Raw genomic sequence first — 20,955 nt, forward strand, 5'->3', positions numbered from 1 at the left:
TCGTTGGTGTGTCAGGCGAGCTTGGACACGCCCGGCTTCAGCTTCTCGAGCACCCACGGGATGTCGAGCGCCGTCGGGTAGCGCAGCGCCGAGATGGTCTCCATGTCGACGAGCAGGTAGTTACCGGCCTTGAGACCGGCGGCGAGCTGGTTGGCCTCGAACGCGGCCTGCAGGTCCGGCGTGGTGAACGCGACGACCACCAGGTCGGCCTTCAGCTTGTCGTACTGCTCCGGGGTGAGCGTGCCGGTCGGGCTGCCGGACTCGTTCTTGGTCGCGTCGGCGACGGTCGGGCTCAGCGTGAGGCCGGCCTGCTCGATCAGCTTGACCGCGAAGTCCTCCTTGGACACCAGCGAGAACATCTTGCCCGCGGTGTTGCCGACCGAGGCGGTGAAGGTCTTGCCGGCGGCCTTCGGGTTGTCGCTCTTGAACTTGGCGATCGCGGCCTCGGTGGTCTCGACGACCTTCTTCGCGTCACCGGTCTTGCCGAGCGCCTGCGCGACGACCTGGACGTGCTCCTGCCAGGTCTGCTTGCCCCAGTCGCTGGCGTAGCCGACCGTGGGCGCGATCTTGGCGAGGTTCGGGTACTCCTGCTCGAGCCCGTAGCTGGACGTGGCGAGGATCAGGTCGGGCGTGAGCGCACCGACGTCCTCCGCGTTCACACCCGCGGCCGCGTTGACGATCTTCGTCTTGGCCGGGTCGAGCTTGCCCTTGAGCCAGCTGGGCACGGCGTCCGAACCGGACTTGTTGAAGAACGCGATGGGGGTGACGCCCAGCGCCAGCGCGGCGTCCAGGTCGTCGGTGGCGGTGCCGACCACGACCACGCGCGACGGCGCCTTGGTGATCTCCGCGGTGCCGAACTTGTGCGTGATCTTCACCGGGAACGCCGACGGGTCCGAGCTCGCGGGAGTCGTCGGCTGGGTGGACGAGTCCTGCACCTGGCCGCACGCGGCCAAACCAACGCCCAGTACCGCCGTGAGGAGGAGGCTCCCCAGAACTCTGCCGGACGAACGAACCCTGCTGGACATGGCAACACCCTTTCGGTGCACGCGGTCAAGAGCGCGCCAAGTCAAGCAAGGCTAACCTAATTAAGCAAACGTCTCGCCTGCGACACCGATCACGTTCACCAAGGCCTTCCGAAGGCCTTCGAAGACAGATTTTCGGGACTGGATCACGCATTTCCGGTCGGCCGGGAAGATCCGGACCGACCGGTTCGGCCGCGCAAAGCCATCCCGATCCGCGATCGGCGCAACGCATTCGTGACCTCGTTCAGCCCAAACAGAACCGAGCGTGTCCGAGCGGTCACTCAATCGCGTCAGGCCTTTTTCAGCGGGCGGGCTCCCAGTTCGTCCGCCAGCAGTTTCAGGATCACCGTTTCCGGGTCTCGCGCCTCTGGGGTGCTGTCGGGATCCGCCGGACGGGCGGCCTCGGCCAGCATCGTCTCCTCGTCGTCCGGCTCCGGCGGCAGGGGGTCGTCGGGCTCGGGCGGTTCCGGCGGGGGCGGGACGTCGTCCACCGGCGGGCGTGGAGCCGGCCGTTGCTGGGGTTCTGGCTGACGGGCGCTCGTGGCCTGGCTCGGGCGCGTCGGAGCCGGGCGGGCGACCTTGGCCGGGGTGGACGCCTGCGCTGTGGCACCTGGGGCACCGTGGGTGCAGCGGACCTGCCACGTGCCGCCCAGGACCGCGGCCAGCGCGGTGGCGATGGCCTCGGTGTTGCGGGACTCGGCCAGGCGGCGGGCCAGGGGGGCCGAGGTGTGGGTGATCGTCACCACGTTGCCGTCCACCTCGCCGACCGTGGCGTTGGTCAGCATCGCCTCGGTGCTGCGGCTGGTCGCCCGGACCGCTGCCAGCAGTTCCGACCAGATCCGCCGGACCGCCGTCGCGTCCATGCCGCCGGAGACGGGAGCCGGGGCGGCGGGCTGGGGCGTTGCGGCGGGCACCACCGGGGCGGGCGCCTGGACCGCTGCCGGGGCCACCGGCTCGGGCTGGAGCGGTGCCGGGGTCGGTGCCGGAGTGGCGACGGGCTGGGTTGCCGCCACCACCTGGGGAGCTACCGGTGCCGCTCGGGGCGGTTCCGGTGCTGCCGCCGGGGGTTCCGCCGGCTGCTGGGACCTTCTGGTGAAGACCGGGCCTCCAGCGGCCTGGGGGGCCGCCGGCTGGTCGCCCGACGCGGCCGCGATGGCGGCCGGGGGGCGGCGTTCCAGCTGTTCCAGGCGCTGGAGCAGGGCTGCTTCCGACTGGCTCGCCGACGGCAGCAGCATCCGGGAGACGAGCAGTTCCAGCAGGAGGCGGGCCGCGGTGGCACCCCGCATGTCGACCAGGCCCTGGTGGACGATCTCGGCGTAGCGGGTGAGGGCTGCCGGGCCGATTCGTTCCGCCTGGGCCGCCATGGTGGCCAGTTCGTCCTCCGGGACGTTGACCAGGTTGCGCTCCGCCGCGTCCGGCACCGCGCAGAGCAGGACCAGGTCGCGCAGGCGGTCGAGCAGGTCCGAGGCGAAGCGGCGGGGGTCGTGGCCCGCGTCGACCAGGCGGTCGATGGTGCTGTAGACGGCTGCGCCGTCACCCGTGGAGAGGCCGTCCACCACGTCGTTGATCAGGGCCGAGTCGGTGACGCCGAGGAGCGTGATGGCCCGCTCGTACGTCACGCCTTCCGGGCCCGCGCCGGAGAGGAGCTGGTCCATGACGGACTGGGTGTCGCGGGCCGAGCCGCCGCCCGCCCGGATGACCAGCGGGAAGACCGCCGGTTCCACCGCCACGCCCTCCGCCGCGCAGTTGCGTTCCAGCAGGGCGCGCATCTGGCCGGGCGGGATCAGGCGGAACGGGTAGTGGTGCGTGCGCGAGCGGATGGTCGGGAGGACCTTGTCCGGCTCGGTGGTGGCGAAGATGAAGATCAGGTGGTCCGGCGGCTCTTCGACGATCTTCAGCAGGGCGTTGAAGCCCTGCGTGGTGACCATGTGCGCCTCGTCGATGATGAAGACGCGGTACTTCGCCTCGGCCGGGGCGTAGAAGGCCTTGTCGCGGAGTTCGCGGGCGTCTTCCACGCCGCCGTGCGAGGCCGCGTCCAGTTCCACGACGTCGACGCTGCCGGTGCCGTTCGGGGCCAGGCCGATGCAGCTGTTGCACTCGCCGCACGGGTCGGGCGTCGGGCCCTTCGCGCAGTTGAGCGAACGGGCCAGGATGCGGGCCGACGACGTCTTGCCGCAGCCGCGCGGGCCGCTGAACAGATAGGCGTGGTTCACCCGGCCTGCCGACAAAGCGACGCGCAGCGGGTCGGTCACGTGCTCCTGGCCAACGACCTCGGAGAACGTGGCCGGACGGTACTTGCGATACAGAGCGAGCGCCACGCCGCAGACAGTACCGGTGGACCCCGACACGAAAAGGGGACCCCGTGCACCCACCAGAGCCCGCTTATCCTTGCTGCCTTCCGGCCCTGGGGAGGTTCGCGAGATGTGTGCCGCACGAGGTCCGACGCAAGTGTAGCGAACGATCTAGATCGAACGTGTGTTCGAGTTGCCCACAGAGTTGTCCCCAGGTGTGGACAACTTCCGTCCGGTGGCGAGCATCAGCAGGTCAGGGGCCGGAAGATCGGGAATTCCGGTGTCCCGGAAACGCTTGCGAGCGCCCCAGAACGGGCTCTTCATCACATGTTCGAGGGCCGCCTCCGCCGGTTCGAGCGGCATCTCGCGGACACGGCCCAGCGGGCGGGCGATGTCCTGCCCGTGGACGAGGAAGTCGACCAGCGGATCGATCGGGGCCGCCATCGGCGCGCGCTTCGGCGAGGCGGCGGTCTCGCGGATCTGCGCGATCAACTCCGACCGGGTGAACCTCGCCGCGATCGCGCGGGCCTTCTCGTCCTCCATGCGCTCCCAGTCGAAGCGCGCCTTCACCACGCCGGTCAGCACGTCCCGCCAGCCCGTGCGCGTGGACGTGGTCAGGTGAGCGGCCATCGTCTGCATGGTCCAGCCGGCGCAGAGGGTGTCGCGCTGCCACTCGTCGTCGGTGAGGTCCTCCAGGAGGTCGGCGACACCCAGGCGTTCGGCCTCCAGCCATTTCATGATCATGATTGCCCCTCGACGGCGGTCAGCCTGCGGCGCAGGAAGTCCTGTTCGGATTCGGTGCCCGCGAGCGCGATGGCCTCGCGGTAGGCCTGGGCGGCCTCGGCGTCGCGGCCCAGGCGGTGCAGCAGGTCCGCGCGGGCCGCCCGGTACGGGTGGTAGTCGCGCAGCCGGGGTTCGCTGGCCAGCGCGTCGAGCAGCTCCAGGCCTGGCTCCGCACCGTCGCGCATGGCGATCGCGGCGGCCCTGTTCAGGGCGACGACGGGTGACGGCGTGAGTTTGGCCAGCACGTCGTAGAGCGCCACGATCTGCGGCCAGTCGGTGCTGCCGAAGTCCGGTGCCTCGTCGTGCAACGCGTTGATCGCCGCCTGCACGCCGTACGGGCCGAACCCACCCGTGAGCGCGCGCTCGGCCAGTGCGCTGCCCTCGTCGATCATGTCGCGGTCCCAGAGCGCACGGTCTTGGTCTTCCAACAGGTCGGCACGGGCGTCACGGCGGGCGTGGATCAGCAACATCAACGCCAGCAGCCCGGTGACCTCGCGGTCGGGCAACAGGTTCCGCAGGATCCTCGCCAGCCGGACGGCCTCGTCGGCCAGTTCGGCGCGCTGGGCCGCGTAGCCCTCGGTGAAGATCGAGTAGACGGCCTGCAGCACGCCGGGCAGGCGTTCCGGGAGCTCGTGCTCGTCGGGGACGCGGAACGGGATGCGCGCTTCCCTGATCTTCTTCTTCGCGCGCACGATCCGCTGCTGCATCGTCGTCACCGGCACCAGGTAGGCCCGCGCGACCTCGGGCGTCGTGAACCCGGCCAGGCAACGGAGGACCAGCGCGCCACGGTCCTCCTCGGCCAGCGCCGGGTGCGCGCACGTGAAGAACAGCTCCAGCCGCTCGTCCGGCAACCCGTCCGCGACCGGCGGATCGGCGCGGTCCACCTCCACCTGCAGCAACGCGAGCCGGGCCGCGTGGACCTGGTCACGACGCAGCCGGTCGACGGCCTTGCGGCGCGCGGTCGTGAGCAACCACGCGCCGGGCCGGTCCGGCACCCCGTCCACCGGCCAGTGCTTCAGCGCCGCCTCGACGGCGTCGGAGGTGACCTCCTCGGCCAGGTCGAGGTCGCCGAAGCGCTTGACCAGCGTCGCGAGCAGCCTGCCGCGCTCCTCCCGGAACACCTGCTCGACGTTCATCGCTCAGAACTCTGCGATCGGCCTGACGACGACGGCCCCGCCGTCACGCGACCCAGGACACTTCGCGGCCCACTCCAGCGCCGCATCGAGGTCGGGCACGTCGATGACGTCGTACCCGCCGAGCACCTCCCGGGTCTCGGCGAACGGCCCGTCGGTGACGGTGCGCCTGCCGTCCTGTCCGACCTGGACGGTGGTCGCGGTGACGAGGTCGGCCAGCGAGTGCCCGGAGACCAGGACGCCCGCGTCCCTCATCTCCTTCTCGTACGCGATCCAGTCCTCGACCGTGCAGCTCGCCTGCTGGTCAGCGGCCGCGTAGATCAACAGCATGTACTTCACGATTGCCCTCCTCGGTCCGGTCCTACGGGATCACGACGAGCGGGCCACCGCCAGATCGACACGGCGCTTCAAGATTTTTCCGGCGTCGCGTCGGAACCGGGCTCGGGCGCTGGCGGGAGGCCGCGCCGGGCACGCCGGGCGTGGACGAGGGTGACGATCGCGGCGGGAACGGCGACGAACGCGCTGAGGATTCCCGCGACGTCGTTGAGAACGTCGATGAGGGCGAGCACTTGGAGCCTCCGGTTTTAGCGCACAGCGGCTAAACCGGAGGTCTCTTCCGCCGGTGCGGCGATCTCACCGGCCAACGGCACCGGGCGTCCCACGTTGGACTCCGTACTGACGACACCGCTGCTTAGGGAGTACTCCCCTCCATGTATCCCCACCAGGCTAGGCCTGCTGCCCGACGACGTCAGCGTCCACACGGGCGACCCCCCGTTTTGGGCCCCGGAACACCCGTCCGGTAAGGTTCTCCACGGAGGATTCGCATAGCGGCCTAGTGCGCACGACTGGAAATCGTGTTGGGTTCACCCCCTCACGGGTTCAAATCCCGTATCCTCCGCTCGCGGAAAAGGGCGCCGAACGTTCAACGTTCGGCGCCCTTCGCGCGTTCTGGGTACATGCTGCCCGAAGACCTGACGCTGCTCCTCCGGCCGCGTCCGGCGGTTTCTCCTGAGGAGGCTGCGATGACGGATTACCGTGGGGGCATGCTGCCCGAAGACCTGATGCTGCTGTTCCTCGACCAGCAGACCGGAAAGCTGCACGCCGACTCGTCGTCGGTGGAGAACGCGCTCGCCGGCGCCGTGCTCATCGAGCTGGTCAACTCGGGCCGCATCGCGTTCGAGCCCAACGGGAAGAAGCTCCAGATCGTCGACCCGACGCCGTTGAAGGACCCGGTGCTGCAGGAGGCGATCGGCAGGTTCGACAAGCCGATGAAGCCGCAACGAGCCGTGGAACGCCTGCGGAAGAACGTGCGCGACAACGTCGCCGCACAGCTCGAAGCCCGTGGGATCGTGCGCGTGGAATCGCGGAAGGTGCTCGGGATCTTCCCCGGCAAGCGCTACGTGATCACCAAGGAAACCGTGGCCTTGGAGGTGCGCAAGGCCGTCGGCGAGGTCGCGTCCGGGTACCGGGGTGCCGATGCGCGCACGGGGTCGTTGATCACGTTGCTGCACGCGGTGAAGGCCGTGCACAAGGTGTTCGACGGCGACAAGCGCGCCATGACCGAGCGGGCCAAGGGCATCGCGGCCGGCAACTGGGCGGGTGACGCCGTGCGCAGGGCCGTCGAGGCGATCCAGGCCGGGGTGGCCGCCGCAACGGCCTCTGCCGCCGCCGCGTCGTCCGGTGCCGGATGACGCGACGACGGCAGCGTTGAGGCCGTTACTTCTTGAGGCAGTCGATCAGGTCTTCGAGCGCGAACACGATCCTGTCGACGTTCGCGTCACCCGTGGACGGGCGGGTGCGGACGATCTGCGGGTCGTGGTCGCTCGCCTGGTCGGCGAACTCCGCGTTGATGTGGACCACGTCGTAGCTGAAGCGCGTGATGTTCTTGCTCAGCACGAGGTGGTCGAGCGTCTGCGAGTTGCCCTCGAAGACGTAGCTGTACCGCTCGTTGACGGGCAGCGTCTCGATCAGCGCCTTGAGGTTGCCGTCACCGGTCAGCGTCTTGAGCGCGGGCGAGAACTGGTAGTCGTTCAGGTCGCCCGCGAGCACCACGTTGGCGCCCTTGTCGACCGCGCGGAGCTGCTCCGTGAACGCCTTCAGCGCCGTGGCCTGCTTGCCGCGCTGCACCTCGGACGTGCGGTTCGGCGGCTGGTTGCGGCCGTGGATGGCCTCGTCGCCGCCCTTGGAGTTGAAGTGGTTCGCGACGACGAAGACCGTGCGGCCGCGGAACTTGAACTCACCGGCGAGCGGCTTGCGGCTGTTCGCCCACGCGTCGTTGAGCGGGTCGATCCGGCCCGGTGACACGGAAAGGGCCGCGCGGCCGTTCTTCTTCACGACCTGGACGGGCGTCTTGAAGTCGCCGCCCGGACGGTCCACGAAGGACACCCGCTGCGGGTTGAAGAAGAAGCCGACGCGGATGTTGCCGCCGGGCTCGCCGCCGTCCTTGAGGTTCTCCGGGTCGATCTGACGCCACTGGTAGCGCGGGCCGCCTTTGGCGACGATCGCGTCGGAGAACTTCTGCAGCGTCTGGTCCGCCGCGACGACACCGTCGTTCGTCGCGCCGTTGTTGTCCTGGATCTCTTCCAGCACAACGACGTCCGGGCTGCGCAGGTTCGTCGTGACGCCGTCGGCGAGCCGGTCGAACTTGTCCTGCGGGTCGGACGGGTCGAGGTTCTCGACGTTGTAGGTCGCGACCGAGAGCTCGGACTCCTTCTGCTGCGCCGTGATCTCGCGCTGCAGGTTCGACGATGTGTGCGTGCCGAGCTTGAGCGCCGCCAGCGTGTAGCCGCCGAAGTTCGTGTACTCCATGGCACCCACGGTCGCGCCGGAGAAGACGTCTCCGACGTTGGCCGCGGGCAGCGTGCCGACAGCCTTGATCTTGAGACGACCGCTGTTCTGCTGGTCGTAGCTCGGGTACGTGGTGCCGCCGCGCTGGTTGCGGTTCTGGTCGGGGTTGACCGTCACCCAGACCTCGCCGAACGTGTTGCTCGGGCCCACGACGCGGGCGTCGTCGACCTGCACGAGCGTGCCTTCGAGCGACTCGAAGTAGTCGAGGCCGTACTTCGCGGGCTCCAGCGGGAGCTGCTCGATGCTGCCGCCGGGCGCGGGCAGGTAGCCGGCCGGGACGTTCTTCACGACGACCGGCGCCGGAACGGGGTTGCCCTTGGAGAGCGTGGTCGTGGTGGGCGCGGTGATCTCGGTGAGGGTCTGGTTGGAGCCCGTCTCACCGCCGGGCCGGTACTCCGCGATCGTGCCGCTGACGAGCACGCTGTCGCCCACCGCGACGGTCGGCGCGCTGCCCGCGGTGTAGACGAAGACGCCCTCGCTGGTGCGCGGGTCGGCGTCCGGGCTCGTCGTGTCCTGGATCCAGAAGCCGCGGTCACCCGAGGCGCGCGTGCCGGTGACGACACCGGGGACGTTGGTGACCTTCTGGCCGTTGAGCGGCGAGATGCGCGTGACGCCCTGGATGTCGTGGATGCGCTTGTCGCCGGGGGTCGGGTCGGGATCGGGGTCGGGGTCCGGGTCGCCGCCGCCCGGGGTCTCGCCCTTGGAGTTGGTCGGGGTGGGGTCACCGGCCGCGAAGTCGGTGGAGTTGTTGTCGGTGTCCGCGAGGCCGGTGGGGCGCGCGACCGAGGTGGTGTTGCTCAGCGCCGGTGCCGCGGTGCCCTCGCGCACGACGGCGGTGCCGTAGCCGACGAGGTCCTTGACCCGCGTGTCGGCGGCGCAGTCGGCGGCCGTCTTGCAGGTGAGCGGCGCGGTGCCGCTGACCAGCGCGATGGTGCCGTTGGTGGCGCTCATGGCGAGGGTGCCGGTGGCGTCCGGGGCAGGCAGCTCGACGGTGCCGCCGGTGCCCTTGGCCTCGGCGACGAGGTACGTCTTGCCGGGAGCGATCGAACCGGCGAGCGGGGTGACGCCCCACTGCGTGCTCGCGCCGGGGCTCGCGGAGATGTACTGGACGCTGTAACCGTCGAGGGCGACGGCCGCGGCGCTCTTGTTGGCGAGCTCGACGAAGTCCTGGGTCAGCGTGGCGCCGGAGTTGCCGCCGCCCCCGTAGACCTCGGAGATCAACGCGTCCGTGCTCGGTGCGGCGACGGCGGGAACGGCGGCGAGCACGAGTGCCGCCACCGCTGTCCCGACGACGGGCAGGGTGGGTCTCAAAACTTCCTCCAGGGGATGCGGCGGATCGCCGCATCTTTCCCCGATCGAGTGAGCTTTGGTAGCCGTTGTTACTAACGGTTAACCGGTTGGCCCATCAATGATCACTCGAACAAGTGTTCGATCATGGTGTATGATCGGTTCCGGAACGCCGGCCAGTGGGCCCCTCCCAGGCACCGGCCGGCGTCCCTACAGTCGGCTCGTGGGGATTCCGAGCTACGAGCGCCGCTGCGCCGAGATCATCAACCAGACCGAACTGCTGGTCACCGCCCTGGACGACGCTGACCTGGGCGTTCAGGTCCCGTCGACGCCGGACTGGTCCCTCAACCAGCTGCTCCGCCACGTCGGCCACGCGCACCGCTGGGCCGACTCGATGCTCCGCGACAGACTCCCGGAGATCGACTTCTCCCGCAACGGCGCACAACTCCTGTCGTCGTATGTGGGTGAGTCGACGTCAGTGCTCATCCCGTGGCTGCGGGAGGGCGCGGCCTCTCTCGCGGAGGTCCTCCGCGAGGTCGACCCGGACGAGATGATCGCGCCGCTGGGCGGCCACCCGGGCCCGCGCGTGTGGTCGCGCCGGATGACGCACGAGACGGTGATCCACAGGTGGGACGCCTGCGACGCCCTCGGCGTGCCGTTCTCGCTGGACCCCGAGATCGCCCAGGACACGCTGCGCGAGTGGACCGGTCTCGCCCTGCCGTACGCGTTCTCACGATGGCCTTCCGAGACCGCGGCTCTCGTCGGTTCCGGCACCGTGCACCTGCACGCGACGGACACCGAGGCGGAGTTCGTGATCGATCTCACCGGCCCGCTGCCGGTGGTGTCGGAGGGGCACGCGAAGGCTGACGTGGCGTTGCGCGGACCCGTGGTCGACCTGGTGCTGGCCGTGTACCGGCGGCGGTCGTTGGAGGGGCTGGAGGTGTTCGGGGACGCGGACCTGCTCTCGCTGATGGTGGAGCGCGTACGTTTTTGACCATGGGCGCACTGAGCTACCGGGAACGCTTGGACACCATCGTCTCCGAGACCTCGCTGCTGGTCGCCGGGATCGAGGGCGCCGATCTGTCGGTCCCGGTGCCGGCCACTCCCGGATGGACGCTGAACCAACTGCTGCGCCACGTCGGCTACGCGCACCGGTGGATCGCACAGATGGTCGGCGAGCGGTTCCCGGAGGTCGACAGGTCGCTCAGCAAGGCGCACACCGTCGAGGAGTACGCCGGTGAGACGGCCGCCGACCTGGGGCCGTGGCTCATCGAGGGCGCGACGCTGCTCGCGGACGCGATGCCCGCCGACCGCCTCGCGATGATCGCGGTGCTGCGGCCCGGCCAGCCGGGACCGGACTTCTGGTCGAGGCGGATGGCGCACGAGACGGTCATGCACCGGCGCGACGCCTTCGAGGCGCTCGGCCTGCCGTTCGAGATCGACGAGCGAGTCGCCTACGACGCGTTGTACGAGTGGATGACCACCATCGTGGACATCATCTTCGACCTGCGACCGGCCGCCGCCGAGCTGCTCGGGTCCGGCCGGCTCTACTTCCAGGCCACCGACACGTTGCAGGAGTGGACGGTCGACCTGGGCGGGGAGACCATGCGCATGCTCGAGGGCCGCAAGAAGCCGGCGGTGACGGTGCGCGGTCCGGCGTTCGACATCCTGCTCGCGCTGTACCAGCGGCGTGGGACCGAAGGGCTCCGGGTGCGCGGCGACACCGATCTGCTGGAGAAGTTCCTGGCCGCGATGAGGTTCTGACGAGCAGCGGGCCCGCACAAGGCCCGCTGCTCGAAGTACCGCTACTCGGTGCGGAAGGACACGTCGCCGGAGTCGACGCTCCGCAACGTGCCGAGCGACGTCGCCTGACCGGTGCAGTCCGGCGTGGAGTAGGCGAGGACGTTCGTCAGACCGCTCCAGCCGACCAGCAGGTCAGCACCGGCCGGCACCAGGTGGCACCCGCCGTCGGGCTGCGGGAAGTTCTTGATGAGCTTGAACTCCTTGTGGGCGTAGAACGACAGCCCGGTCTCGGGGTCCGCGGGTGCCGCCGTCGCGGGGCCGGCCACAGCTCCCGCCAGCGCCACGGCCGACACGAGGCCGATCACGGTGCGGGTCAACGCATTGCGCATCCTTCGCTCCTTCGAGGTAGATCGGTGCGCCCACTGACAACGATTACCGGACGAAGGTTGATGGATCAACATTTCTAGCGGTTTCGACAGGCGCGCTCAGCCAGGGCTCCAGCGCGGAACGGCCCGAGAACGCAAGAAGGGCCCCGGATCGCTCCGGGGCCCTTCAACAGCGGTGGCGGTGGGATTTGAACCCACGGAGGCGTTAACCTCACACGCTTTCGAGGCGTGCTCCTTCGGCCGCTCGGACACGCCACCGATAAGAACAATACACAGCCGTCGAAGCCGTTTTAACGCTGGGTCCGGAAGAAGCGTTCCAGCAGGTCAGCGCACTCCGCCTCCAGCACACCGCCCTGCACCTCCGGCCGGTGGTTGAGCCGCCGGTCGCGCACGACGTCCCACAACGAGGCCACCGCGCCGGTCTTGGGCTCCCAGGCGCCGAAGACGAGACGGGACACGCGGGCGAGCACCAGTGCGCCGGCGCACATCGTGCACGGTTCCAGCGTCACCGCGAGGGTGCAGCCGTCCAAACGCCAGCCGTCGCCGAACCGGGCAGCGGCCGCGCGCAACGCCAGGATCTCGGCGTGGGCCGTCGGGTCGCCCAGTGCCTCGCGGGCGTTGCAGGCCTCGGCGAGCACGGAGCCGTCCGGGGCGAAGACGACGGCGCCGATCGGGACGTCCGCGCCTGCACTCGAAGCCGCGGCAAGAGCGGCGCGGACCATGTCCTCTGCGGGGATCACGCTTGGATCGTGTCGAGCAGCTTCGTGAACTCGTCGATGAAGCCGATGCGCTGGGCGATCATCTGGAGCTGCTCGTCCGGGTAGAGGTCGACCTCGTCGACGATGATCTGGAGTTCGTGCGAGGGCATGCCGAGGTCGGACAGGACGCCCAGGTCACCTTCCGGCCAGAGCTCGTTGTCCTCCTCGTCGGGAGGGTCGACGCGGAGCAGGTCCAGCACGTCGGCCGCGATGTCGTAGTCGAGGGCGGCGGCTGCGTCCGACAGCAGCAGCGCGACTCCGCCTGGCACGGGGCGGAGAACGATGAAGAACTCGTCGTCGACCGCGAGGAGCCCGAAAACGGCTCCGGTCGACCTCAGTTGGCGCAGCTCCGTGATCGCCGCGTCCAGCTCCGACAGCGCGGAGCTGTCCATCCGGTTGCACCGCCAGCGGCCGTCCTCCCGGACCACCGCGACCGCGAAGCCGTTGACCGGCTCCTGCTGTGTCATGTGCACACCGTAGGGCCCAGACGACCTTCCCGGTAGCCGAGGTGGTGGCACCATCGGTAGATGAGCACAACTACGCCGGACCCCCGTCTCGCCGGATTGCTCGAAGGCGCGCGCGCACTGCAGCCCCGCACGGTGTCGCTGCGCCGTCAGATCCACAAACACCCTGAGCAGGGCCTTCAGAACCCCAGGACGCAGGCGTCGATCCTGCACGCGCTGGAGGGGCTGCCGCTCAAGGTCACCAAGGGCGAGTCGACCACGTCGGTCGTGGCGGTGCTCGAGGGCGACCAGCCGGGGCCGACGGTGCTGCTGCGCGGCGACATGGACGGCCTGCCGCTGCAGGAGGAGACCGGGCTGCCGTTCGCGTCCGAAGTGGACGGCAACATGCACGCCTGCGGGCACGACACGCACGTGGCGATGCTGGCTTCGTCCGCCCGTCTGCTGGCCGACCGGCGTGATGCGCTCAAGGGTCGCGTGCTGTTCATGTTCCAGCCGGGCGAGGAGGGCCACCACGGCGCCCGGTACATGATCGAGGAGGGGCTGCTCGACGACGGCGTGGAGAAGGCGTTCGCGCTGCACATCACGTCGACCATGAAGTCCGGCGTGGTGACGTGCCGGCCCGGTCCGATGATGGCGTCCGCGGACACGTTCCACGTGCACGTGAAGGGGCGCGGCGGCCACGGCGCGATGCCGCACAACGCGCTGGACCCGGTGCCGGCGACCGCGGCGATGGTGGGGGCCATCCAGACGATGCTCGGACGGCGGATCAGCGTGCACCAGCCCGCCGTGGTGACGGTCGCGCAGATCAACGCCGGTACGACGACGAACATCATCCCCGAGGTCGCGACGCTCGACGGGACGATCCGCACGTTGTCCGAGGAGACGCGCGCGCTCGTGCACAAGGAGCTCAAGCAGGCCGTGAAGCACACGGCCGCCGCCTACGGCTGTCATGCCGAGGTCAGCATCGTGCCGGGCTACCCGGTGACGGTGAACGACGACGTCGTCGGCAAGCACGTGGTGGACCTGGCCGCCACGGCGATGGGCGCCTCGTGGAGCGAGCCCATGCAGGACCCGCTGATGGGCGCGGAGGACTTCTCGTACGTGCTGCAACGGGTGCCCGGGGCGCTGGCGTTCCTCGGCGCCTGCCCTCGCGGGGTCGACCTGGAGGAGGCCGCGCCGAACCACTCGAACCGGGTGCTGTTCGACGAGGCCGCCATGGAGCACGGGGTCGCGATGTACGCGGCGTTCGCGCTGGACGCCCTCCGGTAGTTGCAGGTACGCGTCGCACGGAATGATGGGCGCCGTGCGAGACGTGTGCGTGATCGGACTGGGACTGATCGGCGGCTCCGTGCTGCGAGCCGCCAAGGCTGCCGGTCGCACGGTGTGGGGTGCGACGGCGAGCAAAGAGGACGCGGACAAGGCACGCGCTGAGGGCTTCGACATCGTGAGCGTGGACGAGGCCCTCAGCCGCAACCCCGAGGCGCTGGTCGTCCTCGCCGTACCCATGCCCGCGCTGCCCGACCTGCTGCGCAAGATCCCCGCGGGCACGAGGCTCACGGACGTCACGAGCGTCAAGGGGCCCGTGCACGACGCGGTGCACCGGTACGCGCCGCACGCGCGGTTCGTCGGCGGGCACCCGATGGCCGGCACGAGCAGGAGCGGCTGGGACGCGGGCACGGCGACCCTCTTCGAGAACGCCGCGTGGGTCGTCACGCCAGAGGAGGCCGACGACCACCTCGACGACGTCATCCGGTTCGCGCTCGACCTCGGGGCGCACGTGGTGCCGACGACGCCCGAGGAGCACGACGAGGCCGTGGCGCGGATCAGCCACCTGCCGCACATCATGGCGGCGGTCCTCGCGGCGGTCGGGGCCGACGGCGGACCGCTGGCCATGGCGCTCGCGGCGGGCAGCTTCGGCGACGGGACGCGGGTCGCGGGCAGCCGGCCAGAGCTCGTGCGGGCGATGTGCGAGGGCAACCGGGACGCGCTGCTGATGGCCGTCGACGACGCGCTGGGCAGGCTCGGCGCGGCGCGGGGCTCGCTGGCGTCCACCGGAGGTCTCGCGAAGACCATCGAGGCCGGCCACGAGGGCAGGAACGCGCTGGTCAACCAGCCTGACCGCACCCCGGTCACGATCGACCTGACCAAGCCGGGAGCACTGGCCGCGCTGCGCAACCTGGGGTCGCGCGGCGGACGCGTGGTTGGTCTGAACGGCAGCACCGCCCAAGCGGAAACGTCGTAGGGTCGCCGGGTGGATCGACGGACGCTCGCCGGTGGGCTCGGTGGTCTTGCGCTCGTCGTGGCCGCCGTCGTGGCGCTCCGCAGTGGCGACGCGCCGGACACCCTCAAGAAGGAGATCGCGGACGGCGTCGAGGTCGTGGCGCTGCAGGAGCCGATGAAGCCCGCGAACCCGAGGGCGCAGGCGCTCGACGTGGACGCGCTGCAGATCGCGTGGAACGGCTCGGCGTCCGCCTACGAGGTGCGCTGGAACGGCAACGAGCAGCTCGTGCCCACGCCCGAGGTCGAACTGCCGGGGCTGAACCCCGACGACGAGACGCAGGTCGAGATCCGGGCGGTCAGCGCCACCGGCAAGCGCAGTGAGCCGCTCAAGCTCGCCGCCAGGCCCAAGGACCTCTACAACGGCAAGTGGGACGACCAGCTCGTCGGCCAGCCGGACAGGTTCGACGGCCCGGAAGCGCTCGACCCGCGCAAGTGGCGGGTGGAGGCCGAAGCCGACTGCCTCGGTCTCCGGCCGTTCGGGCCCGGCAAGCGCGTCGACGTCGACTGCCCGATGGCGGCCTTCCAGTCGAACACGCCCATCCGCTTCGGGGTGCCCGCGACCGACGGCGCGACCGGCCGGGCGATCATCAGCGTCGCGGGCGCGGTCGAGTCGAGTCACGTGCGGCTGACATTGCTGCCCGACCCGTGGCAGTACCTGAAGGAGACCGACGCGCAGCCCAGGGGCGCGGTCAGCCTCGACATCACGACGCAGGGCACGCGGATCATCGCGGACCCGGAACTCCCCCGCACCGGCAAGCAGATCGCCCTCGGCGACTCCCCCATGACCGGACTGGTCGCGGGCGTGCGGCACCGGTGGGAGATGCGGGTGCTGCCGGACGCCGTGGTCGCGCTGCGGGACGGCGTCGTGGTCGCCTACGAGCCCGTCGCGATCACGGAACGCGTGGTGCACCCGCGGATCCGCATCGACGGCGGCGGGTTCCTGGACGCGTTCGGCGTCGGGGGCGTGCCGGAACGCGTCGTGCCCACCGAGGTCATCCCGCTCGACCAGGACGTCGACCTGCCGCAGGACGTCGTCGCCGTGAAGCTCGTCAAAGCGCAGGGCAACCAGGTCACCGTCACCGACGTGCCGCTCAACGCCGGGAGGATCCCCGCCCAGGAGGCGCGGCTCGTGGTCGTCCGCAAGCCCGAGAGCCGCCCCGGCGCGCTCCCCCGGCTCGTGGACCGGCCGGGCGGCATCAAGACCGGCGGCCCCCGCCTGCACGTCATGCACGAGGACGGCGCGAAGCCCCCGCAGCCGTTGCCCGCCAAGGGACGCGTCCTCGTCACGGCCGAGCTCAACGACATCGGCCACCGCGGCATCGAGCTCGAACTCGACGGCAGGCGGATCGTCGCGCTGCCCACGAACGAGCAGGGTCCCGGTGTCCCCGGCAGGCACGAGTTCTGGCTCGACACCGGGAACCTGACCCCCGGGTCGGACGCTCGGCTCAAGCTGAGCGTCCTTCCGGCGGACGGTGGCGAACCCGTTATCGCGGAAACCGTGTTCGGGCTGGGGTGAACCCCTAGCGTGACCGCTATGAAGCGGGTCGTCCTCGTAGTCGCGGGACTCGCGCTGGTGGCGGGCGTGATCGTGCTGCGCGACACCGGCGGGAGCGACCTGCCCACGGCTCCCCCGCCGCCGACGAAGCTCAAGGCGTACACGGCGGAACAGCTCCTGGTGCCGGGTGCGACGGGTCGCCCGGCGACACCGGCGAACGTCGTCGCGCGCGCCGGTCACCACAAGATCCAGCTCAACTGGTCCGGCGACGCACCCGCGTACGAGGTGCGGTGGGGCGAGAAGGTCCGGCTCGTCACGCGGCCCGGCACCCAGCTCAACGGCCTGGAGAACGAGCGCGAGCAGCAGATCGACATCCGCGCCGTCGACTCGTTCGGCCAGCGCTCACAGCCCGCCAGGACCAAGGCGACCCCGCGCGCCGACAACGCGCCGTACACGTTCGCCGACCGTTTCGACGCCCCCGCCGAGCCCGACCTGCAGCGGTGGAGGCTCTCCAAGCGCACCGACTGCGCCCGCGCCACCTCGGGCGACGAGGACGACCACGACCGCCTGGTCATCAGCAGCAGCTGCGGCACGCGCGCGGTCACGCTCAGGTCGCGCACGCCGTTCGTCCGCGACGACGCCGAGAGCCGGCTCGTGGTCGAGACCGACGCCCCGAGCACCGGCGGCAAGCTGCTGCTCGACCTCGTGCCGGGCCCGGTCAGCGTGCAGGGCGAACCGGTGCCGCCGAACACCGTCCGCGCCACGGTCTCCACCGACAACGCGGGCAACTCGATCCTCGAGCTCGTCCCGAACGGCACGACGGTCAAGCCCGTCCCCGCCGCGCTGCCGGGCGTGACGGTGCGCTGGGAGATCGTGCTGACGCCCGCCGGAGTGCAGGTCGTGCGCGACGGCGACGTCCTCGCCACCTCGCCGTTCGTGCCGCAGTGGCGCGAGGCGACGGCGTTGGTGGGCGTCGCGGCGCTGGCGGGCGACCGGATCCGCGCCGGCATCGACCTGATCGGCTACCGCACCGCCAAGGCCGACGCCCCGAGCACCGGCCCGACACCGCAGGTGCGCGTGGACGGTCCGGCCAGCACCAGCGCCCTTCCCCTCGCGGACGTCACCGCAGGTCAGCTGCGCATCGCCATGATCCCGTCGCGCGAGAGCGAACCCATCACCGCCGTGAAGGTCAACGGCGTCCAGGTGCCGCTCAGGCCTGCCGTCGAGGGCGTGCCGTGGAAGCCGGGCGCGGAGTACCCAGCCGTCGCCGACCTGCCCAGGGAGGCCTTCACCGACAACCTGAACGTCCAGCTGGTCACGCAGGAACGCGTCCAGGTCACCCACACCGACGTCGAGCTGACCGGCCCCCGCAGCATCGCCCAGCGCGAGACCGCCGAACCGCTGGTGGACGCGAAGCCGACGCTCGCCGACCCGGTCCCCGAGGTGCTGGACGCCGGTGGCCAGCCCATCGAGAACGGCGCCGCCTTCAACCGGGGCCGCGTGGTCCTGGAGGTGCGGATCAACGCCCTCAACGCGTCCGTGGCGGGCCTGGCCGGGTTCGAGATCCGGCTCGACGGCAACCACGTCGCGACTGTCCCGACGACTGCCGACGGACCTGCCGCGGCAGGCCGGTGGCGGATTTCACTCAACACCGCCGCCCTGACCGCCGGACCGCACGCCGTCGAGGTGAAGGCCTTCAGCACCGATTCAGAGGTGCACCCCGAAACGGGTTACGTTCCCTTTTTGCTGAAGCCCTGATTGCTCCAAGATGGTTCTCATGGCACGCGCACTGATCATCGACGCCGCCCGCACGCCGTTCGGGAAGTACCGGGGAGGTCTCTCCGGCATCCGGGTGGACGACCTCGCCGCGCTGCCCATCATCGACCTGCTGCGCCGCTACCCGTCGCTCGACCTGGCGCGCATCGACGACGTGCTGCTGGGTGACGCGAACGGTGCCGGCGAGGACAACCGCAACGTCGCCCGCATGGCCGCGTTGCTGGCGGGGTTGCCGGTCTCCGTGCCGGGCGTGACGCTGAACCGGCTGTGCGCGTCCGGCGGCGAGTCGATCATCCAGGGCGCCCGTGCGCTGATCACCGGGGACGCCGACCTGATCATCGCCGGTGGGGTCGAGGGGATGTCGCGGGCGCCGTTCGTGACGGCCCGGCCGGACAAGGCCTTCCCCGACCGGCTGGAGACCGTGTCGACGGCGCTGGGCTGGCGGCTCGTGAACCCGCGCATGCCCAAGCACTACACGATCCCGTTGGGGCTGGCCGCCGAGAACGTGGCCCACGAACTCGGGATCACCCGCGAGCAGATGGACAACTTCGCGCTGCGCTCGCACCGGCGTGCCGCCGCGGCCTGGGACGCGGGCGTGCACGAAGGGTTCGCGTTCCCCGTGCAACTGCCGGACGGGACGGCGATCCGGCGCGACGAGAACGTCCGCGCGGACACCAGCACCGAGAAGCTGGCCAAGCTGAAGCCCGCGTTCTCGGAGAACGGCTCGGTGACGGCGGGCAACGCGTCTCCGTTGAACGACGGTGCACTCGCTGCTCTGCTCGGTACGGAAGCGATCGCGTCGGAACTGGGCGTCGAGCCGCTGGGTGAGGTGATCGGCAGCGCGACCACCGGCGAGGAACCGCACCGCTTCACCATCGCGCCCGTGTCGGCGATCCGGAAGTTGGTGAAGCGCCTGCACCTCGACGCCGGTCAGGTCGACCTGTGGGAGATCAACGAGGCCTTCGCCGCGATGGCGTTGTCCGTCGTGCACCACCTGCCCGAGATCGACAAGGAGAAGGTCAACGTCCACGGCGGCGCGATCGCCTACGGACACCCGCTCGGCGCCTCGATGCCGCGCGTGATCATCGACCTGTGCCGCCACCTGCGGGCTCGGGGTGGCGGCGTCGGCATCGCGGCGGCGTGCGTCGGTGTGGGCCAGGGTGTGGCCGTGGCGGTGCGCGTCTAACGCTTCGAGTGCAGGATGTCGCGCGCCTGTTCGGCCGCGCGCACGATGCTCTCGCTGACGAAGTCGAGGAACCGCGCGATGTTCTCCAGCCGGACGGCCGCGGGAGTGCCGGGGCCGAGGCTGCTGACGCCCTGGCGCGCGGCCTCGGCGAGCGTCGTCGTGCCGGCGGCGCTCGCGATCATCGACTGGTACCAGATGTCGCCGTCGTCGACGACGTAGCGCTCGCGGCGGCGTTCGTCGCGCACGCGGCCGATGAGACCCTGACCTTCCAGGTACGACATGGCTTTCGAGACCGTCGCCGGACTGACCTGCAGGTGCCCCACCAGTTCTGACGCGGTGAGGCTGCCGGAGTCGGTGGCGTAGAGGCTCGCGAGCGCCCTCGCCGTCATCTTCGGCAACCCCTGGCCCACGAAGATGCCCGAGAACACCTCCTCGAACTCCCGCACCGCTTCCGGGTCGCGTCCGTCGGCCCGTTCGACGGCCTGCCTTCGGGGCGTGGCCTGCTTGCGGCGCTGGGCCCGGCGTTCGGTGGTGAGCTGGGCGATGTCGGCCTTGTAGCCGGCCGGACCTCCGTTGCGCATGACCTCGCGCGTGATCGTCGAGGTCGGCCGGTCGAGGCTCCTCGCGATCTCCGCGTACGCGAGGCCGTCGGCGAGGCCGATGGCGATCTGGCGGCGTTCCTGCTGGGTGAGTCGACCTCCTGGCATGCGCGGAGCATAGCGTTCGTCGACACCCCATTGCAACGTGCGTTGCGTTAGCTTCACATCCCGTTGCAACGATATTAGGGCGTTGAACTGGTGTAATGCGTTCTCGTCGCAACGAAGTTGTTGGTGAAATCTGGAAACGCAACGTAGCTTTTCCATCATCAGAAACAACGAGCCACAGGAGCCCGAGATGCAGACCTTCGCCACCCCCGCCCCCATCGCCGCCGTCCTCGACATCCCCGCCGGCCGCGTCCAGTTCATCGCCGCCGACCGCGCCGACACCGCCGTCGAGGTCCTGCCGGCCAACGCCTCGCAGAGCCGCGACGTGAAGGCCGCCGAGAAGATCGAGGTCGACTTCTCCGACGGCGTCCTGCGCGTCACGACCAAGGCCGGCAACAAGGTCCTCGGCTCCTCCGGGTCGGTCGAGATCACCGTCCAGCTGCCCGCCGGTTCCCGCGTCGAGGCGAAGGCCGCCAGCGCCGAGTTCCGCGGCGTCGGCCGGCTCGGCGACATCGCCTTCGAGGCCGCGCAGAGCGACATCAAGATCGACGAGGCCTCGAACGTCACCGTCTCGACGCAGGCGGGCGACGTCACCATCGGCCGCCTCAACGGTTCCGCCGAGATCACCACGCAGAAGGGCGACATCACCGTCGCCTCCGGCCGCTCGGCCGCCCTCGACGCCGGCACCGCGTACGGCCGCGTCACCAACTCGCTGCGCAACGACGGCACGACCGAGATCACCATCCGCGCCACCACGTCGTACGGCGACATCACCGCCCGCAGCCTCTGACCACCTTCTG

General features: G+C 70.3%; 20 protein-coding genes, 2 tRNA genes and 1 other RNA gene. 10 read left to right on the forward strand and 13 right to left on the reverse strand.

Annotated elements, in window-relative coordinates; genetic code table 11:
* Positions 1-11 precede the first annotated feature (11 nt).
* From IEY88_RS20785 to IEY88_RS20815, 7 genes are all read right to left on the reverse strand, one after another.
* Positions 12-1,025, reverse strand: a complete 1,014-nt coding sequence (locus IEY88_RS20785; protein WP_189156436.1) for an ABC transporter substrate-binding protein — start codon at positions 1,023-1,025, stop codon at positions 12-14.
* 287 nt (positions 1,026-1,312) lie between these two features.
* Complete coding sequence (locus IEY88_RS20790; protein ID WP_189156437.1) at positions 1,313-3,340, reverse strand: DNA polymerase III subunit gamma and tau; 2,028 nt, start codon at positions 3,338-3,340, stop codon at positions 1,313-1,315.
* 31 nt (positions 3,341-3,371) lie between these two features.
* Positions 3,372-3,466, reverse strand: an RNA gene (gene ffs / locus IEY88_RS20795) — signal recognition particle sRNA small type.
* 18 nt (positions 3,467-3,484) lie between these two features.
* Positions 3,485-4,057 (reverse strand): maleylpyruvate isomerase family mycothiol-dependent enzyme, encoded by a 573-nt coding sequence (locus tag IEY88_RS20800; protein WP_189156438.1) that lies wholly within the window; start codon positions 4,055-4,057, stop codon positions 3,485-3,487.
* Positions 4,054-5,232: an RNA polymerase sigma factor gene (locus IEY88_RS20805; RefSeq protein ID WP_189156439.1), complete on the reverse strand. Its 1,179-nt coding sequence runs from the start codon at positions 5,230-5,232 to the stop codon at positions 4,054-4,056. Before IEY88_RS20805 ends, IEY88_RS20800 begins: the two co-directional genes overlap by 4 nt.
* A 3-nt stretch (positions 5,233-5,235) precedes the next feature.
* Positions 5,236-5,568: a YciI family protein gene (locus tag IEY88_RS20810; protein ID WP_189156440.1), complete on the reverse strand. Its 333-nt coding sequence runs from the start codon at positions 5,566-5,568 to the stop codon at positions 5,236-5,238.
* A 68-nt stretch (positions 5,569-5,636) separates the two neighbouring features.
* Positions 5,637-5,798, reverse strand: coding sequence for a hypothetical protein (locus IEY88_RS20815; RefSeq protein WP_189156441.1), 162 nt, complete (start codon positions 5,796-5,798; stop codon positions 5,637-5,639).
* 244 nt (positions 5,799-6,042) lie between these two features.
* On the opposite strand from IEY88_RS20815, the gene IEY88_RS20820 reads away from it, so the two are divergent.
* Both IEY88_RS20820 and IEY88_RS20825 read left to right on the forward strand, forming a co-directional pair.
* Positions 6,043-6,127: transfer RNA gene (locus IEY88_RS20820), tRNA-Ser, on the forward strand.
* Positions 6,128-6,251: 124 nt separating this feature from the next.
* A complete protein-coding gene (locus IEY88_RS20825; RefSeq protein ID WP_189156442.1) occupies positions 6,252-6,920 on the forward strand; it encodes a GOLPH3/VPS74 family protein in 669 nt (222 codons plus the stop codon).
* A 25-nt stretch (positions 6,921-6,945) separates the two neighbouring features.
* Here the strand turns inward: IEY88_RS20825 and IEY88_RS20830 are convergent, their stop codons facing one another.
* Complete coding sequence (locus tag IEY88_RS20830) at positions 6,946-9,387, reverse strand: DUF8508 domain-containing protein (RefSeq protein ID WP_308426002.1); 2,442 nt, start codon at positions 9,385-9,387, stop codon at positions 6,946-6,948.
* A 199-nt stretch (positions 9,388-9,586) separates the two neighbouring features.
* On the opposite strand from IEY88_RS20830, the gene IEY88_RS20835 reads away from it, so the two are divergent.
* Both IEY88_RS20835 and IEY88_RS20840 read left to right on the forward strand, forming a co-directional pair.
* Positions 9,587-10,357, forward strand: a complete 771-nt coding sequence (locus IEY88_RS20835) for a maleylpyruvate isomerase family mycothiol-dependent enzyme (protein ID WP_189156443.1) — start codon at positions 9,587-9,589, stop codon at positions 10,355-10,357.
* Between the two features lie 2 nt (positions 10,358-10,359).
* The gene (locus tag IEY88_RS20840) at positions 10,360-11,127 is read left to right on the forward strand and encodes a maleylpyruvate isomerase family mycothiol-dependent enzyme (RefSeq protein WP_189156444.1); all 768 of its coding nucleotides are present in this window, start codon (positions 10,360-10,362) and stop codon (positions 11,125-11,127) included.
* A gap of 41 nt (positions 11,128-11,168) precedes the next feature.
* On the opposite strand, the gene IEY88_RS20845 is transcribed toward IEY88_RS20840, so the two are convergent.
* The 4 genes from IEY88_RS20845 to IEY88_RS20860 form a co-directional block, all read right to left on the reverse strand.
* Positions 11,169-11,495 carry a hypothetical protein gene (locus IEY88_RS20845; protein ID WP_229693584.1) on the reverse strand — a complete coding sequence of 109 codons (327 nt, stop codon included), beginning with the start codon at positions 11,493-11,495 and terminating at the stop codon, positions 11,169-11,171.
* A 170-nt stretch (positions 11,496-11,665) separates the two neighbouring features.
* Positions 11,666-11,750, reverse strand: a tRNA-Ser gene (locus tag IEY88_RS20850).
* A gap of 32 nt (positions 11,751-11,782) precedes the next feature.
* A complete protein-coding gene (locus IEY88_RS20855) occupies positions 11,783-12,214 on the reverse strand; it encodes a nucleoside deaminase (protein WP_229693628.1) in 432 nt (143 codons plus the stop codon).
* A gap of 14 nt (positions 12,215-12,228) precedes the next feature.
* The gene (locus tag IEY88_RS20860; protein WP_189156446.1) at positions 12,229-12,717 is read right to left on the reverse strand and encodes a tRNA adenosine deaminase-associated protein; all 489 of its coding nucleotides are present in this window, start codon (positions 12,715-12,717) and stop codon (positions 12,229-12,231) included.
* Positions 12,718-12,777: 60 nt separating this feature from the next.
* Between IEY88_RS20860 and IEY88_RS20865 the strand changes: the two genes are divergently transcribed.
* Genes IEY88_RS20865 through IEY88_RS20885 form a run of 5 tightly spaced genes read left to right on the forward strand, consistent with a single transcriptional unit; the run spans position 12,778 to position 19,451 of the window.
* Positions 12,778-13,983, forward strand: a complete 1,206-nt coding sequence (locus IEY88_RS20865) for a M20 metallopeptidase family protein (protein WP_189156447.1) — start codon at positions 12,778-12,780, stop codon at positions 13,981-13,983.
* A 25-nt stretch (positions 13,984-14,008) separates the two neighbouring features.
* Positions 14,009-14,956 carry a prephenate dehydrogenase gene (locus tag IEY88_RS20870; RefSeq protein ID WP_444543335.1) on the forward strand — a complete coding sequence of 316 codons (948 nt, stop codon included), beginning with the start codon at positions 14,009-14,011 and terminating at the stop codon, positions 14,954-14,956.
* A gap of 9 nt (positions 14,957-14,965) precedes the next feature.
* Positions 14,966-16,510, forward strand: coding sequence for a fibronectin type III domain-containing protein (locus IEY88_RS20875; RefSeq protein ID WP_189156449.1), 1,545 nt, complete (start codon positions 14,966-14,968; stop codon positions 16,508-16,510).
* Between the two features lie 18 nt (positions 16,511-16,528).
* Positions 16,529-18,247 (forward strand): hypothetical protein, encoded by a 1,719-nt coding sequence (locus IEY88_RS20880; protein ID WP_189156450.1) that lies wholly within the window; start codon positions 16,529-16,531, stop codon positions 18,245-18,247.
* Between the two features lie 19 nt (positions 18,248-18,266).
* Complete coding sequence (locus tag IEY88_RS20885; RefSeq protein WP_189156451.1) at positions 18,267-19,451, forward strand: thiolase family protein; 1,185 nt, start codon at positions 18,267-18,269, stop codon at positions 19,449-19,451.
* Here IEY88_RS20885 and IEY88_RS20890 read toward each other — a convergent pair.
* A complete protein-coding gene (locus tag IEY88_RS20890; RefSeq protein WP_189156452.1) occupies positions 19,448-20,158 on the reverse strand; it encodes a helix-turn-helix domain-containing protein in 711 nt (236 codons plus the stop codon). The genes IEY88_RS20885 and IEY88_RS20890 overlap by 4 nt on opposite strands.
* Positions 20,159-20,345: 187 nt before the next feature.
* Here IEY88_RS20890 and IEY88_RS20895 point away from each other — a divergent pair, with 187 nt between their 5' ends.
* Positions 20,346-20,945, forward strand: a complete 600-nt coding sequence (locus tag IEY88_RS20895; protein ID WP_189156453.1) for a DUF4097 family beta strand repeat-containing protein — start codon at positions 20,346-20,348, stop codon at positions 20,943-20,945.
* Positions 20,946-20,955 lie beyond the last annotated feature (10 nt).

It is taken from the genome of Lentzea pudingi, from assembly GCF_014646255.1.
Lineage (GTDB): Bacteria > Actinomycetota > Actinomycetes > Mycobacteriales > Pseudonocardiaceae > Lentzea > Lentzea pudingi.